The organism is Sphingopyxis selenitireducens, from assembly GCF_051550705.1.
Lineage (GTDB): Bacteria > Pseudomonadota > Alphaproteobacteria > Sphingomonadales > Sphingomonadaceae > Sphingopyxis.
On sequence record NZ_JBPULG010000001.1, the window covers coordinates 184,455 to 200,035 of the forward strand.

Here is a 15,581-nt window from a genome sequence, read left to right on the forward strand (position 1 = left end):
CCGATGAAAGTCAGCCACGTCAGCACCGCCGATCATGATATCGTCACCAACGCGGTCGCTGCGGCCGAGGCGGGTACCAGCGGCGAAATCGTCACCGTCATCGCCGCAAAATCGAATGATTATGACGATGTCGCGCTCGTCTGGGCGAGCATCATTGCCTTTGTCGCCATGTCAGTGGTCGCGCTTTTCCCCGAATTCTACCAAGGACTCTATTATCGTATCATCGGCGGATGGGGGCATGAGCTGACGGCCAATCAATGGCTTGGCACAGTCATCGCCATCGGTGTGCTCAAGTGGATCGGCATGTGGCTGATCCTGTTATGGCGGCCGCTGCGTCTCGCCCTTACCCCGCGCACGATATTGGCGCAGCGCGTGCGTGCCCGCGCGATCGACCTGTTCAAGGTCGGGACCGAGGGCAAGACGACCGGACGCACCGGCGTCCTCCTTTATGTCAGCCTGAAAGAGCATCGCGCCGATATCGTCGCCGACGAAGCCATCGCCGCGAAAGTCTCACCCGAAGTCTGGGGCGACGCGATGGCGGCGCTGATCGAGCGCGTCCGCGCGGGGCAGCCCGGCGAAGGCATGGCCGAAGCGGTACGCCAGATGGGCTTCGTTCTTGCCGAGCATTTCCCACGCGGCAGCGAAAACCCCAATGAACTGCCCGACCGGTTGATCGAAATCTAGGACAGCATATGACCCGCCCCGCTCCCGACGCCCCCATCGAAACACGGTGGGAAGGCCGCTTCATTGCGGTAAAGCAGCAAGGAAGCTGGGAATATGTCTCACGCGCGCGTGGTATCCACGCCGCAGTGATCCTCGCGATCGACGATGCCGCGGATGGGCGGCATGTCATCCTGGTCGAGCAATATCGCGTACCGTTGAAAGTGCGGTGCCTTGAACTGCCCGCCGGGCTTGTCGGCGATGACACCGCAGGCGAAGCATCCGAAATCGCCGCCGAGCGCGAGCTGGAGGAAGAAACCGGCTATCGCGCCGCGCATTGGCGCACCGTGGGCGAATTCTACAGCTCGCCCGGCATGGTCAGCGAAAGCTTCACCCTGCTCGTCGCCACGGGCCTGACCCGGATCGGCGAAGGCGGCGGGGTCGACGGCGAGGATATCGTCGTCCACCGCGTGCGGCTCGACGCTGTCGCGGATTTCGTCGCGGCAAAGCGTGCCGAAGGCTGCGGGATCGACGTGCGGGTGGCGATGCTGCTGGCGGGCGGGTTGCTCGCCGGCTAGCGGCTAACGGCCGGAAGCGGCCGCCTGTTTCCCCTCCCGAAGGCAAGAAGGGAAAAAAACGCTCATTACCCGCCCCAATCCGACCATTCCCTCTTCGTCATCCCGGACTTGATCCGGAACCACAGCAGCGTTGAAGTCGTCGGCCGCGGATAGACGGGTTGAGCGATGCCTATCGCACCCCGACAGGTTTCAGCGACCCGTACACGGTGCACAAGAAAAGGGCCGGAGTTTCCCCCGGCCCTTTCCTAAATCCGTCCTGATCGAAATCAGGCGCCGGTGACGTCGGTCGTGTCGACCTTCACACCCGGGCCCATCGACGACGACAGCGCGATCTTGCGGACATATTTGCCCTTCGCGCCAGCCGGCTTCGACTTGACGATCGCATCGACGAAAGCGTCGAAGTTCTGGCGAAGCTTTTCTTCACCGAACGACAGCTTGCCGAGGCCAGCGTGGATGATACCGGCCTTTTCGACGCGGAATTCGATCTGACCGCCCTTGGCGGCCTTCACGGCTTCAGCGACGTTCGGGGTCACGGTGCCCAGCTTCGGGTTCGGCATCAGGCCCTTCGGACCCAGCGTCTTACCGAGGCGGCCGACGATGCCCATCATGTCCGGCGTCGCGATGACGCGGCCATAGTCGAGGTTACCCGCGAGCATGTCTTCCATCAGGTCTTCGGCACCAACCTTGTCGGCGCCGGCGGCCAGCGCCTTTTCAGCGTTTTCGCCGCGTGCGAACACGGCGACCTTGACGTCCTTGCCGGTACCGGCGGGCAGCGTCACGACGCCGCGGACCATCTGGTCGGCGTGGCGCGGATCGACGCCCAGGTTGATCGCGACTTCGAGCGATTCGTCGAACTTGGCCGAGGCCAGTTCACGCACCGTCTTGATCGCTTCGTCGACAGCATGAAGCTTCAGTGCGTCAACCTTGCCCTCAAGGGCCTTCTGCTTCTTGGTCAGCTTTGCCATCGGTTCAGCCCTCCGTCACTTCGAGGCCCATCGAGCGCGCGCTGCCCTCGATGATCTTCGTCGCCTGTTCGATGTCGTTGGCGTTGAGATCCTTCATCTTGATCTCGGCGATTTCAGCGAGCTTCGAGCGCGCGATCTTGCCACCGCTGATCTTGCCGGGCTCCTTCGAACCCGACTTCAGGTTCGCGGCCTTCTTGATCAGGTAAGTTGCCGGGGGCGTCTTGGTGATGAAGGTGAAGCTCTTGTCTGCGAAGACGGTGATGATGGTCGGGGTGGGCGTACCCTTTTCCAGACCGTCGGTCGCGGCGTTGAACGCCTTGCAGAATTCCATGATGTTCACACCGCGCTGGCCGAGTGCCGGCCCGAGCGGCGGCGAGGGGTTTGCGGTCCCTGCCGGAACTTGCAGCTTGATATAGCCGCTAATCTTCTTGGCCATGATGGCCTCCTTTCAATCTATTGGCCCGCCCATTCGGGCGAACCTCAAAATAAGCGGTCGAACAGAAGGGCATCACCCCTTCCTCCCGCGCGGAATCACGCCCGTATCTGACGCGAAGCGGCGCCGTTACCGCCAAATGGGCAGAGAAGCAAGGCTTTTGGAGCCTCAGGCCGGCGGAGTATAGCGCAGAAGGCCTTCCTGAGCGACCGTCGCGATCAGCGTTCCGTCCTGGCTATAGATCGATCCACGACACAGCCCGCGATCGCCGCCGGTCCAGTCGCTGTCCATCACAAAGACGAACCAGTCATCGACACGCACATCGGCGTGAAACCACATTGCGTGATCAAGGCTGGTCGAGAAAAGTCCCGGGGTCCAGAAGTTGACGCCATGCGGCAACATGGCCGACGAAAGCAGCCCCATGTCGGAGGCAAAGGCCAGGAAGGCCCGGTGAATCAGCGGATCGTCGCCGATCGGCGCGGCCGCGCGAAACCATTGATAATGCTGCGTCGCCCCGGCCGACGCCGGAGGACGATAGCTGCGCATCTCGAACGGCCGACGGCGCGCCATATGCGCGAATTGTCGATCCGACACACCGGGAGCCGCAGCGATGAAATCGGTGAAGTCCCAGCATTCTTCCGGAGGCAACAGGTCGGGCATCGGCACCTGATGCGATAGGCCCTTTGCCGGAAGCTGGAACGAAGCGGTGAGGTTGAAGATCACCTTGCCGTCCTGACGCACGACGACGCGACGATTGGAAAAGCTGCGCCCGTCGAAATCGCGGTGGACGCGAAAATGCAGCGGCTTCGTTTCGTCGCCGCCGCGCAGGAAATAGGCGTGCAGCGAATGGACCTGTTTGTCGGAATCGACGGTGCGCGCCGCCGTGACCATCGCCTGTGCAATCACCTGCCCGCCGAAAATGCGGTCGCGCGCGGTAGTGGCGAGCGCGGGGAAATGAAATTCGTCGGGCTCGCCCGCGGGCTCGAGGTCGAACAGCCGCGACACTGCGCCGACCACCTTTTCGGCCGAAATGCCTTCGTTAATCGTGCGGGCGCGCTCGATGCGCGCCTGAATTTCTTCGGGAGTGAGCTGGGTCACGATGTCGGCTTGCCCCCTCTTCGTTATCGCGGCGAAGGCCGGGATCGCTAGCGGACATACAGCCCGCCTGCGGCCCCGGCTCTCGCCGGGGCAACGCTTGTTACTTCATCCGTTCGACCTGCTCGAAGTCGAGCTCGACCGGGGTGGCACGTCCAAAGATCGAGACGCTGACCTTGACGCGGGCCTTTTCGAAATCGAGTTCCTCGACCAGCCCGTTGAAGCTGGCGAACGGACCGTCGAGTACCTTGACCTGATCGCCGATTTCGTAATCGACGCGGATTTCCTGCTTCGGACGGGCCGCGGCCTCTTCCTTGCTGTTCAGGATGCGCGCGGCTTCGGCTTCGCTGATCGCCTGCGGCTTGCCCATCGAACCCAGGAAGCCGGTAACCTTCGGCGTGTTCTTCACAAGGTGATAAACATCGTCGGTCATCGTCAGCTTCGCGAGCACATAGCCGGGGAAGAATTTGCGTTCGGCCTGAACCTTTTTGCCGCGCTTGACCTCCGTCACCGTCTCGACCGGCACTTCGACCGCTTCGACGAGTTGGGTCAGCCCCATGCGTTCGGCCTCTGCGAGAACCGAATCGCGAACCTTGTTCTCGAAACCCGAATAGGCGTGAATGATGTACCAGCGCGCCATAGCTATGCCTGTCCTGTCCCTGAAATCGCGCTGATCAGCGCGCGAGCGACGTCAGCCAGCTGACGATCGCGTTGAAAACCGTGTCGACGCCGAGGAAGAAGAGCGAGAGAATCGTGGTCATGATCAGTACCAGGATCGTCGTCTGCATCGTCTCGCGGCCCGTGGGCCATACGATCTTGCCGGCTTCGGTCTTCACCTGGTTGACGAATTCGCCGATGCTGGTCCTGGCCATGTCGTTCGTCCTGTCCTCGTAAGCGTTCAATAATCGGTCAGATGGGTCGTCGCCGCCTGCACGTCAAGCACGCTTCAGGCAATAGTCCGCCACCCTCCCCGACCAGGTCGGCGAAAGGCGGAAGGAAAACGGCGCATCTGTCCGAATGGGCGGCCTTTACTTGGGCGGCGCGGCGATTGCAAGTCAAAGGCGGGGCGCGGCGGTCGGCATGTGCCCGCGCATTGCGATTAGCAGGCCGATCATGATCACCCACGCCGCGGTCGGCAGCAGCGCGAACAGCATGTGCAGCCCGCGCGCTGCGGCCGCTCCGTTACGCGGATCGAAACCGATAAGGTCGAGCAGCGCATAGCTGACCGCGATCGCGGCAGCGACACCGAACTTCTGCATCAGGTTCAAAAGCGCAAAGAGAAAGGCCGACCGGTTGCGCCCGCATCGTTCGGCGTCGCGCGGAATCAGGTCGGCAAGCATCGAATAGGTGAAGAGCAGTCCGACGAACCCCGTCCCCAGCATCAAAGAAAAAGCCGCCGCCTGGCCGAAACCACGCGGTTCCTGCCCCAAGGTCGCAACGAGCAACACCGAAATCAGCACCCCCATCGCGATCATCATCGGCGGTTTGCCATAGCGGCGCGCCAGATATGTCCACACCGGCGAGGCAATCGCGCCGCCGATGAAACTGGCAAACAGCAGCAAAGCGCTTTGCGTGTCGAGCCCGAGCACCGCAGCCGCGAAGAAGATGAACAGCGAAGTGAGCGCCCCGAAGGCGAAGCTGTTCAGAAATTGCACCCCCAGCAACAGCATCAGCGGCGGAAAGGACAGTGACGCGCGAATCTCCCTCCGCCATCCGACCCCCTGTGCGGCGGCGATGGGACGCGGCGGCACCCGGCGGATCGCGAACAGCGCAACCGGTGCCATGACCAGAAAAATACTGGCATAGGCCATGATCCGCCCCTGCAGGCTGATGCCGGGCATCAGGAACTGCGCCGCCGCGGGCGCGGCGAAGGCGACGATCAACGCGATCTTCGAAAACCAGTCGCGCGCGCCATAGAGCAAGGCGCTTTCCGCCGGGGTCCGCACCAGCGCAGAGCCCCAGGATAACTGCGCGACGTCATACAGGCTGAAGCTGGAGTAGAAGAATATCATCACGACGAACAGCGCAGCAAAAGGCAGCCGGTCGCCGAGCGTCACGATGACAAGGAGAAGCAGCAACAGCGGCAGAAGCGCGCGCAGCATCCAGCGTCGATGCGCGCCAATCCCGGTCCCAACCCGGTCGATCATCGTCCCGATCAACGGATCGACGATGCCGTCCCAGATTGTCGTGAAAGAAAAGAGCAGCCCGACCAGCGCGACCGCGATCACTCCGCCCTCGGCAATATAGGGAGGCAGATAGACGCTGAACGGCAGGCCGAGGATGACCGTCGGCCCCGCAGTCGCGGCATAGGCAGCAACAGTGCCCGGCCGCAAAGCGTGAGCCTCGGTCGGCGTCTGGACCGATGGCGGGACAGTGTTGGTCAAAACTCGAAACTCCCACAGGACGCATCAAGCTTTCAGTTATTGACATATGTGTCAATGAGGTAGGGCAGATCTATTCCCAGTCGAGCGCGCCCTTTTTCCATTCATAGATGAAACCGACGGTCAATATGCCCAGAAACACCATCATCGCGCCCCACGCTTCCCAGCCGAGGTCGGTCACCGTCACCGCCCACGGGAACAGAAAGGCGGCCTCAAGGTCGAAGATGATGAACAGGATGGCGACGAGATAGAATCGCACGTCGAACTGCGCACGCGGCGCTTCGAAGGCCGGAAAGCCGCATTCATATTCGGACGTTTTTTCGGCATCAGGCGCGTGGGTACCCGTGAACCGCGACACCGCCATCGGCAGGAAGACGAACAGCGCCGACAGGATCAGCGCGACCCCCAGGAAAATAAGAATCGGCAGGTAGTCGAGCAATGCGAAGGAGGCGGGTTCGACAACAGCATGAGCGGCGGCGGAAACGGATGGCGTCGGCATGACGGCTCCCCAATTTCAAGGAGCCGGGCCGTCCCGGGCTTGAGCCTGCGCCGATGACGCAGGGGAGGACGTGGCCTCGCTGGGTATTGCGGCAGATCAGGCCGGAGATGAGACCTTCATCAACACAAGTCCGCTGACAATCAGCACCGCGGCGCCGATCCGCATGGCATTCGCCTGCTCACCCAGCACGACGATGCCAACGACAAAAGCGCCAACCGCCCCAATTCCGGTCCAGATCGTATAGGCGGTTCCGAGCGGCAGCGACTTCATCGACAGCGACAACAGCGCGAAACTCGCGACCATCGTCACCAAAGTGACGAGCGACGGCACGAGTTTCGTAAAGCCTTCCGATTGTTTCATCGAAAAGGCCCAGACGATTTCGAGCACGCCAGCAATTGTGAGATAAATCCAAGCCATAACAGCCTCCTTTGCATCGGGCTGCCGGGCCGTCCCGGACCTGTATCCCGCGACATGCGCGGGCGAGGACGTGGCCTCTGTTCATGTGGCCTGGCAGGGGCAGTAGGACTCGAACCTACGACCCTCGGTTTTGGAGACCGATGCTCTACCAACTGAGCTATACCCCTAGGCCGGATGCGCCACTAGCCCGATTGGCCGGGCGGGGCAAGAGGGATCACAGGTTGCAAGCAGCAACCGGCCTGATATGCGCTTTGTGACATGACCGCTGCCCCTTCTTCCGCCCCTTCCGCTGCGGCTCCGCAAAATTATCTGGGCGGAATCGCCCTGCGATTGCTGGCGATGGTCAGCCTTTCGTTGATGTTCGTTCTGGTCAAACTGATCGACGAAGCGGGCATCCATATCCTCGAAAGCCTGTTCTGGCGGCAGGCGGTAGTGATTCCCATCGTTTTCGCCTGGGCGGTTTCGCACGGCGGCATCGCATCGCTGAGGACGCAGCGAATCGGTGCCCATGCCCGCCGCGCAACGATGGGGTTGATCGGCATGGCGTGCAATTTCGGCGGCATGATCTTTCTGCCGATGGCAGAGGCAACGACGATCAACCTGTCGGTGCCGATCTTCGCCGTCATTTTTGCAGCACTACTGCTCGGCGAACGCACGGGGATTCAGCGGTGGAGCGCGGTGATCATCGGCTTTATCGGCGTCCTCGTCGTCCTCGATCCCAGCACGATTTTCGCGGGTGGATTCAGCGGCGAGCATGGCGTCGGGACGCTGATCGCATTGTCAGGCGCAGTCATGACCGCGCTGATCACCATTGCCGTGCGCGACCTTGGCCGAACCGAAAATGCAACGACGATCGTTTTCTGGTTCAGCCTGCTCTCGATGGTTCCGCTCGGGATCGCGCTGCCCTTCGTCGTCACCGCGCACAACGGCTATGAGTGGCTGCTGCTGCTCGGACTCGGTGTGTCGGGTGCAGTGGTGCAAATGTCGCTCACCGGCGCGCTCCGCCTTGCCCCCGTCGCGGTGGTCATTCCGATGGATTATTCGGCTTTGCTGTGGTCGATCGCCTGCGGCTGGTTCTTCTTCGGCACCTTCCCCGCCGAGACGACATGGATCGGCGCCCCGCTGATCATCGCGAGCGGGCTGTTCATCGCGTGGCGCGAACATCGTCTGCACATCGAACGGACAAAGGACATCACCGCATGACGCTTCCCATCCTCTATCATTGCCCTGATGCCCGTTCGCTGCGCTGCCTGTGGGCGGTCGAGGAAGCGGGAATCGAGGTCGATTTGAAGACCCTGCCCTTCCCGCCCCGCGCCTTCGCCCCCGAATATCGCGCGGTAAACCCGTTGATGACCGTTCCCGGCTGGGTCGAGAACGGACGGCTGATGACCGAATCGGCGGCGATCTGCGAACGCATCGCCGAAGGCACCCCGCTGGAGGTCCGCCGCGATGAGGGTGATTATTGGGATGCGCGCAACTGGCTTCATCGCAGCGATGCGACGCTGACCTTTCCCCTCGCGATCATGATTCGCTACACGCGTGTCGAAGTGCCCGAGCGCCGCCTGACGCAGGCGGTCGAGGATTATAAGGCTTTCTTCGGCGGCCGCGCGAAGAGCATCGAGACAGCCCTCTCCGACGGCCGCGAATGGCTCGTCGCGGGACGCTTCACCATCGCCGACATCGTCATCGGTTACGCAGCGTTCCTCGCGACGACGCTCGGTGCGCGCGATGTGCTGGGCGAAGCGACGCAAGCATGGCTGGCCCGCTGTATGGCGCGCGACGCCTTCGTCCGCGCCCGCGAACGGCAGAAGATCGACTCGCTGTAATCGCAGTCACGTTCCGGATGGTGGCGGGGCAGACGCCGGTGCGAGCTGGCGGCTATAGAGCCAACCGATCCCGATCAGGCTGAAGCCAAGCGCGACGAACGACGCGATCCTGAGCAACCCCTCCAGACCCGACGCGTCGAACAGAAACACTTTTCCGACCGCGCCGAGCATGAGCACAAGCGAGGCGATGCGCCAGTCATGACGCCCGGTACGGATGCCCCACAGAAGGAAACCGATCGCGAGCGCAAGAATCAGGATCGAGCGCAGGATATTCTCGGTCGGCGTAACCCCTGCCTCATCGAGCAGACTGCCATGAAACAGCTGGCGCAGCATGGCCCAGGCGAAGCCCGCGACGAGCAGCATGGTCAGGATCTGGACGCCACGGCCGACTAAAGCAGGCGCCGCCGGGAACAACCGCTCGATTTGATTCAGGCTGAACCAGGCCAGCAAGAACAGCGGTGCCAGCAGGTTGACGAGCGGCCAGGCGCCGACGGCTTGGGTGGCCCACAGCGGGTTGTGGAGAAGCAGGCTGTACCCCAAGGTATGCGCTACTCCCGCAAGGAAGAGCGGCCGCGCGAGCATCATGGCCCCGCGCCTCATTGCGAGCCAGCCGCCGCCGATCAGCAGCGCCTCCCAGACAAGGCGCTGCGCAATGCCGGTCGCGACGAAATCCTGACCCGCGGCAGCGGCAAAGCCGAAGCGGTAGAAGCAATGCACCGCAACACCCCCGACAAGGCCGATCGCGCCGAGACCCGCCAGCACCAGCCAGCGCGGCAGCCGATCACGAATCCACCATAGAGCTGCGCCAAACAGCACGGCAGGAACGAGCAATCGCAGCAGCAGTTGATCCGCTGGCAATCCGGCAGCATCGACCGGCATCGGCACGCCGGAAAGCGAGAGAAGTGCGTTGCTCGACCAGACAGCAAGTGGCAGCGCCGCCCAGCCGAGGCAAAGGACCGCAAAGCTCGCAGCGGCGCCATCGAGGCGCGCGAAGGGGACCCGGCGCACCGCAGCCAGCACCGCTGCTCCGCCGAGCGCGGGAACGAGCATGAGCACGGAACCGGGGATGATCTGCGCAAAGGCGCCATAGGCCAGCAACGCCGAAGCGACCTGACCCAGGCGCCGAACGATCGCGCCATCTGCCCGAACCGCGAAAGTCGCGGCGATCAGGGCCAGCGCTGCCCAGCGCAGGAATGCACGCCCCCCATCACCGTCCGCCCCGTCGAAGAGCCGCACCAACTCGTCTGATACCGACGGAATCGCAGCAAGCGCGAGGATCGCCGCGCCGACAAAAGCTGCGGCAACCGGCTCGATACGCCGATCCCGCGCGGCCTTGCCGAAGAAGAGCAACCCGGCCGCGACAATCCCTATACCGATCGGTGCCAGCCAGTGCGGCAGGATCAAAATGATCGCGAGCGCCAGCAAGGTGGCCGCGGTCGCGGTCAGCCATGCGAAGCGGCCGTCGGCCGCCCGGCCGTCGACCTTCCACCCGCGCGCGATGCCCGCGCCGACCAGCAAGGCGCCGCCAAGCGCGACCAGCGCAAGGCTCGCATCGCTCATGTCCCACATATGCCATTTGGCCAGCGGCGGCAGCGCGAGCGCGATCACGCATAGTTCCAGCGTGCGCCTCAGGGCCTTGGGACCATCCCACAGCCGCGCCAGAAGCGGCAAAACATGGATCGCCAACAGCGACAGCCCGATCAGGCCGAACCAGAAAGGCGTCGGGTCGGGCCATGCCGCGAGGAGCAGGATCGACAGCGCCGCGCTGATCGTCGGCACGATGGCAAAATTCCGCTCACGCCAGGCAAGCCACTGCGCCGCCGCGGCAAGCAAGGCGAACAGCCCCCAATGCAGCGGCGCAAAGCCGCCATAACCGACGAGCAGCGCCAGTTGCAGCGCCCCGACGATGGCGGATGCGGTCCGGAACAAGGCCGCACGCGGTCCGTCGAACGTCATCATCGGTATCGCAATGGCCAGCAGCAGGACGAACCCGCCGATCGAAAGCGAACCCAGCACGTCGAGCGCGCTGTTCGCGAAGATCATCCAGATCCCCCAGCCCGCGCCACCGACCAGCGCCGCCAGGCCCAGCCACGGCCAACGCCGCATCCGCGCGACCCCGGCGAGACCGGCGATCGTCAGCGCGAGATAAACTGCGAGCAGCGGCACATCGGGCGCGACCGCGCCCACAAGCGCCGGCGCGGCGAGTCCTCCCGCCAGACCGAGCAGCGCACTGGGGCTACCGAAGCGGAGCGAAAGCCCCAGCGCCGACGCGGTAACGAGCGCGAGCGAGGCAAAGGCCAGCAAGGGTCCGATCAGCTGATAGACATTCACCGCAACCATGATCGCGGCATAAAGCGTCGCGATACCGGCGCCCGCCAGAGCTTGCGGCACACGCACGTCGCGCAACTTCTCTTCGTTTCGCCAGGCATATTCGGCGCCGCCGATCAGCCCCAGCCCGAACAACAGTCCGGCAACGATCTGTACCCCGGGGGTGAAGATACGCGCGAAGAAACCGGCGTCGATCGCATAGCGGACGATCAGCACGCCCGCCACGGCGAGCGTAATTCCACCCGCCCAGATCGGCAGCGTTTTGCCGAACAGATTTTCGAACTGGAGCGAAAGATTGCGGGGGGCTTTGGGAGTTTCACTCGGCAGCTTCGCCTTAGCGGGTTCGGGCTTGGCTGCGGGCATTATGGGCTCCGCTACCTCGGCAGGTTCGACTTGGGGCACGTCCTGCATCACCGTGGGCAGTGGCGCGCGGGCCGCCGCGACGGAGGGCTTTTTTGCGACCTCGACGGGTTCGTCGGAGATGGCTTCGACAGACACGCTGCCCGGCGCGGTCGCTGCGCTCTCGCCGACCTTTGCAGGCAACAGGCCTGCCTGACGCTGCAACGCACCGATGCGCTTTGCCGCTTCGTCCAACGTCGCTTCGGCGCGTTTCAAACGGCCCCGCATGTCCATCAGTAAGACAAACAGGACGATGATCGCCAAAAACGTCAGTGCGCCCAATATCTTGATCCCTTCTGCTCCGACCCTCTCAATGAAGCAGGCGGGCGAATATCGGTCAACTTATTGTCCGCCCCAATGGGGGCGGCACAGGAGGGATGGGCCCGCTATCGCGGCCTCGCAAACCAGATCATGTGCTTCGCGCCCTTCCCGTTGCTGCGCGCCCGAACGCTGACCGGATCGACCGCAAAGCCCGCACTTTCGAGCCGGCGCGTAAATTGCGGATCGGCCGCGGCCGACCAAATCGCCAATATGCCCCCGGGCCTCAGCGCCCTTTTTGCCGTCGCAAGGCCCGCCATCGAATAGATACGGTTATTGGCGTCACGGGTCAGCCCATCGGGGCCATTGTCGACATCGAGGAGGATCGCGTCATAGTGGCCGGTCGCCGCCCCGATCACGCGCGCGACATCATCCATCACCAGTTCGACGCGGGGATCGTCGAGGCAACCCGCCGTCATTGCTGCCATCGGTCCGCGCGCCCAGTCGATGATTTCGGGCACGAGTTCGGCGACGCTGATCCGCGCCTTCGGCCCCAGCTCGGCCAGCGCCGCGCGCAGCGTAAACCCCATGCCATATCCGCCGATGAGCAGATGGGGTGCATCGCCGCGCGGCAGTCGCTCGCAGCTCATCACCGCCAGCGCCTCTTCCGATCCGCTCATCCGGCTGCTCATCAGCTCGTTGCGATCGAGCGCGATGATGAAATCATCGCCGCGGCTGAACAGCCGGAGTTCGCTTCCCTGGGGCACTTGCGCGGTGCCGAGTAACGTGCGCGGTATCAAATCATCCAGCCCTTCTTCTCGCGAAACAGGCATTCCCACCGCAGCGCGGCCGCCGCCATGGGCGCTGGCCTCGGCCGCTGTCAAGGCCGGGGGCCGGACCCAAGGACCTCACGCGCTCAAGCGTGATTGGTCGCCGCTTTGCAACGCTCCTCCTACCAAAGAAACTGACGATGCATTCGTCTCAGTTCACCATTCGCTCATAGCCCGCCCAATAGGGAGCGCGCAGGTCCTTGCGCAAAATCTTGCCGCTCGCGTTGCGTGGCAGCGCCTCGATCACGTCAATGCTGCGCGGGCATTTGAACGGTGCGATGCGCTCGCGTGCCCAGGCGATGATGTCGGCCTCCTCGACGCTCATGCCGGGCTTCGGCACACAGACCGCCTTGACCGTCTCGCCCCATTTCTCGTCAGGGATGCCGATGACCGCAACTTCCTGCACCGCCGGATGACCAAAGATCGCGCTCTCGACCTCGGCCGGATAGATATTTTCGCCGCCCGAGATGATCATGTCCTTCATCCGGTCGTGGATGAACAAATAGCCGTCGGCGTCGAGATAGCCCGCGTCGCCGGTGTGGATCCAGCCGTCGGCGGTCATCGTCTTCGCCGTCGCATCGGGCAGGTTCCAGTAACCGATCATATTGTTTGACGAGCGCGTGACGATCTCGCCCACCTCGCCCGTCGCAACCTGTTCGCCGTCGGGGCCGAGAATGCGGATCTCGACGCCGGGAAGCGGTTTTCCGGCCGATCGCATCCGCGCATTGCCCTCGGGATCATGGTCCTCGGGCGGGAGCATACAGATCGTGCCCGTCGTTTCGGTCATGCCGTAAGCCTGAATGAACTGCGCACCGAACATCTTGATGCACTGGCGCAGCAATTCGAGCGGGATCGGCGCGGCGCCATAGAGGATATATTTGAGCCTGCTGAAATCGACATTGGCGCAGCGCGGATGGAGCAGCAGCATATGCAGCGCCGCGGGCACGATGAAGAAACGCGTCACACCATGATGCTCGACCGCGTCGAACACACCGTCGGGATTGAATTCGGCCAATATAATGCCCGGCAAGCCTGCGCCAAGCGCCATGATGCCAAGTCCGGTGCCGCCGATATGCGCGCAGGGCATGGCAACCAGTACAGCCTCGTCATCCTCCCATTTGGTATAGGGCAGATCGAGCTCGTTCGAATGTTTGCGCAGCGCGAACAGATTGCGGTTCGATAGCACCGCGCCCTTGGGATTGCCCGTGGTGCCCGATGTGTAAAGCTGCAGCACCGCCTCGTCGGTTCCCGACGGATCGAACGGCGCGCGGACGGTTCGATCGATCATCGCACGCGCTTCGTCGGCGCGGACGATTTTGGGCTGGCCTTCCAGCTTTCCTGCGAGTTGCTCGGCCACCGCCTCGAAACCCGGGCCGGTGAAGATCATCTTCGCCTGCGTATCATTGGCGATATAGGCCCATTCGGTCGGCGACAGGCGCCAGCCGATCGGCGCCATCACGATCCCCGCACGCGCCGCGCCAAAGAACAGGGTGAAATAGAGGTCGCTGTTCTTCCCGATCCAAGCGACCCGGTCCCCCTTCTTCAAACCCGCCGCGAGCAACGCTGTCGCCACCTTCGCGGTCCGGTCATCGAGTTCGCCATAGGTAAAGACGCGATCCTCCTCGCGCATCGCGAGGCGCTCCGGCCGCTCGCGCGCCCAATGAGTCAGAAACTCGTCAAAGGTGAAAAACTCCGAAACGTCGCGGGACATGGCACACTCTCTCCTCGAATCGCATTTTTCATGCGTTGAGAAGGACGCTAGCGGCTGAACACGCGAGGTAAAGCGGTGATCGACGATCCTGTCAGTGATGTCAGGTGCGGCGGAAGATCAGCATCAGATTGTTCGCAGGCATAGCGTGGCGCTCGACAAAGACGAAACCGGCATCCGCTGCAACGGCCTTGACGTCGCTGGTATCGCGCAGCCCCCACGCCGGATCGCGACTGCGCAAGCTGGCGTCGAACGCCAGATTGCTCTCGGCCGTAGCCACGCCGGGTTCGAGATAGGGACCATAGAGGATCAGCGGCGCACCGGACGCGAGCAACCGCGACGCGCCCGCGAACAGGCCCAATGTCGCCGACCACAGGCTGATATGGATCATGTTGATACACAGGATCGCATCGACTTGCCCGACGGGCCAGGGGTCGACGGCCGCATCCAGCGCAAGCGGCGGTGCGATGTTTGCCAGCCCCGCCTCGCCGCGCCATGCGGCGATTGAAGCCAGTCCGGCGGGGTCGGGATCGCTCGGCTGCCAGTCGAGATGCGGAAAGATGCTCGCGAAATAGACGATATGTTCGCCCGACCCGCTCGCGACCTCCAGAACCGTTCCAGCGTCAGGCAACCAGTCGGCAAGTACCGCCGCGATCGCATCGCGGTTGCGCACCGTTGCGGGGGCGTGGCGCTTTTCAGCGCGTTCGCCGTCGCCGGGCGTCCAGGGCTGCGGGGTCATGCTTTCGCTGCGGCTTTGGTCTGCGCGCGCGAACGCCGGTCACGGGCGATCAGCCACGCCAGCAGACCGACGGGACCAACCATCAGGGTCAGAAACAAGAAGGGTAGCTGAACGATGCGGCTGAAGCCCTTTTGATCGGCGTCGCGCGCGATCCACATGCCGACAAACAGGTCGAAGGCCAGATAATGGGTCCAGCCAAGGACCGCGCCGCCCTTGCTGTCGAACAGCGCCATCACGCCCGCCAGCGTGGTGAAGTCGGTGCTACCGCGCGGCCCGCCGGCGTCCCAGCCGCCGAACATCAAGCCGCCGAATATAATCGCATAGCCAAGGCAGAGCAGCATGACGCCAAGGTACAGGATCAGCGCGAGTATCTTGGGATTGCGCGGCGCAGCCGCCAGCGCGAGCCAGCTGATCAGCGCCCAGCCATTGGTCAGCGAAAATAATGTTTCCCAGCTCATACCCCGC

17 protein-coding genes and 1 tRNA gene are annotated in these 15,581 nt (G+C 63.3%); 4 read left to right on the plus strand and 14 right to left on the minus strand.

All coding sequences use genetic code 11. The features are described 5' to 3' along the window. Nucleotides 1–3: 3 nt before the first annotated feature. Complete coding sequence (locus tag ACSYDV_RS00800) at nt 4–684, plus strand: TPM domain-containing protein (RefSeq protein ID WP_438321841.1); 681 nt, start codon at nt 4–6, stop codon at nt 682–684. 8 nt (nt 685–692) lie between these two features. Continuing rightward, nucleotides 693–1,238: an NUDIX hydrolase gene (locus tag ACSYDV_RS00805; protein WP_438321842.1), complete on the plus strand. Its 546-nt coding sequence runs from the start codon at nt 693–695 to the stop codon at nt 1,236–1,238. A 266-nt stretch (nt 1,239–1,504) separates the two neighbouring features. Here ACSYDV_RS00805 and rplA read toward each other — a convergent pair whose 3' ends face one another. The 9 genes from rplA to ACSYDV_RS00850 all read right to left on the minus strand — a co-directional run bounded on the left by rplA (nt 1,505) and on the right by ACSYDV_RS00850 (nt 7,195). After that, nucleotides 1,505–2,203, minus strand: a complete 699-nt coding sequence (rplA, locus tag ACSYDV_RS00810) for a 50S ribosomal protein L1 (RefSeq protein ID WP_438321843.1) — start codon at nt 2,201–2,203, stop codon at nt 1,505–1,507. Nucleotides 2,204–2,207: 4 nt separating this feature from the next. After that, a complete protein-coding gene (rplK, locus tag ACSYDV_RS00815) occupies nt 2,208–2,639 on the minus strand; it encodes a 50S ribosomal protein L11 (RefSeq protein ID WP_438321844.1) in 432 nt (143 codons plus the stop codon). Nucleotides 2,640–2,804: 165 nt separating this feature from the next. After that, nucleotides 2,805–3,734: an acyl-CoA thioesterase gene (locus ACSYDV_RS00820; RefSeq protein ID WP_438321845.1), complete on the minus strand. Its 930-nt coding sequence runs from the start codon at nt 3,732–3,734 to the stop codon at nt 2,805–2,807. A gap of 100 nt (nt 3,735–3,834) precedes the next feature. Next, the gene (nusG, locus tag ACSYDV_RS00825) at nt 3,835–4,371 is read right to left on the minus strand and encodes a transcription termination/antitermination protein NusG (RefSeq protein ID WP_088471585.1); all 537 of its coding nucleotides are present in this window, start codon (nt 4,369–4,371) and stop codon (nt 3,835–3,837) included. Nucleotides 4,372–4,405: 34 nt separating this feature from the next. Next, on the minus strand, nt 4,406–4,603 hold the full coding sequence (secE, locus tag ACSYDV_RS00830; protein ID WP_438321846.1) for a preprotein translocase subunit SecE: 198 nt from the start codon (nt 4,601–4,603) through the stop codon (nt 4,406–4,408). Between the two features lie 183 nt (nt 4,604–4,786). Continuing rightward, entirely contained in the window at nt 4,787–6,115 is a 1,329-nt protein-coding gene (locus ACSYDV_RS00835) for an MFS transporter (RefSeq protein ID WP_438321847.1), read from the minus strand. A gap of 70 nt (nt 6,116–6,185) precedes the next feature. After that, entirely contained in the window at nt 6,186–6,611 is a 426-nt protein-coding gene (gene ndhC / locus ACSYDV_RS00840) for an NADH-quinone oxidoreductase subunit A (RefSeq protein ID WP_438321848.1), read from the minus strand. Nucleotides 6,612–6,707: 96 nt separating this feature from the next. Continuing rightward, entirely contained in the window at nt 6,708–7,028 is a 321-nt protein-coding gene (locus ACSYDV_RS00845; RefSeq protein WP_438321849.1) for a DMT family transporter, read from the minus strand. Between the two features lie 91 nt (nt 7,029–7,119). Continuing rightward, nucleotides 7,120–7,195, minus strand: a tRNA-Trp gene (locus tag ACSYDV_RS00850). Nucleotides 7,196–7,286: 91 nt separating this feature from the next. Here ACSYDV_RS00850 and ACSYDV_RS00855 point away from each other — a divergent pair. Beyond that, on the plus strand, nt 7,287–8,231 hold the full coding sequence (locus tag ACSYDV_RS00855) for a DMT family transporter (protein WP_438321850.1): 945 nt from the start codon (nt 7,287–7,289) through the stop codon (nt 8,229–8,231). Further along, on the plus strand, nt 8,228–8,854 hold the full coding sequence (locus ACSYDV_RS00860) for a glutathione S-transferase family protein (RefSeq protein WP_438321851.1): 627 nt from the start codon (nt 8,228–8,230) through the stop codon (nt 8,852–8,854). Before ACSYDV_RS00855 ends, ACSYDV_RS00860 begins: the two co-directional genes overlap by 4 nt. A gap of 6 nt (nt 8,855–8,860) precedes the next feature. Here ACSYDV_RS00860 and ACSYDV_RS00865 read toward each other — a convergent pair whose 3' ends face one another. The 5 genes from ACSYDV_RS00865 to ACSYDV_RS00885 all read right to left on the minus strand — a co-directional run bounded on the left by ACSYDV_RS00865 (nt 8,861) and on the right by ACSYDV_RS00885 (nt 15,574). Next, nucleotides 8,861–11,863 carry a DUF2339 domain-containing protein gene (locus ACSYDV_RS00865; protein WP_438321852.1) on the minus strand — a complete coding sequence of 1,001 codons (3,003 nt, stop codon included), beginning with the start codon at nt 11,861–11,863 and terminating at the stop codon, nt 8,861–8,863. A gap of 104 nt (nt 11,864–11,967) precedes the next feature. Continuing rightward, entirely contained in the window at nt 11,968–12,639 is a 672-nt protein-coding gene (locus tag ACSYDV_RS00870) for a spermidine synthase (RefSeq protein WP_438322815.1), read from the minus strand. A 181-nt stretch (nt 12,640–12,820) separates the two neighbouring features. Further along, entirely contained in the window at nt 12,821–14,380 is a 1,560-nt protein-coding gene (locus ACSYDV_RS00875; RefSeq protein ID WP_438321853.1) for a fatty acid--CoA ligase, read from the minus strand. Nucleotides 14,381–14,480: 100 nt separating this feature from the next. Next, nucleotides 14,481–15,116, minus strand: a complete 636-nt coding sequence (locus tag ACSYDV_RS00880) for a DUF938 domain-containing protein (protein ID WP_438321854.1) — start codon at nt 15,114–15,116, stop codon at nt 14,481–14,483. Next, entirely contained in the window at nt 15,113–15,574 is a 462-nt protein-coding gene (locus tag ACSYDV_RS00885; protein ID WP_438321855.1) for an ABA4-like family protein, read from the minus strand. The genes ACSYDV_RS00880 and ACSYDV_RS00885 overlap by 4 nt, the downstream gene beginning before the upstream one ends. Between the last annotated feature and the right edge of the window lie 7 nt (nt 15,575–15,581).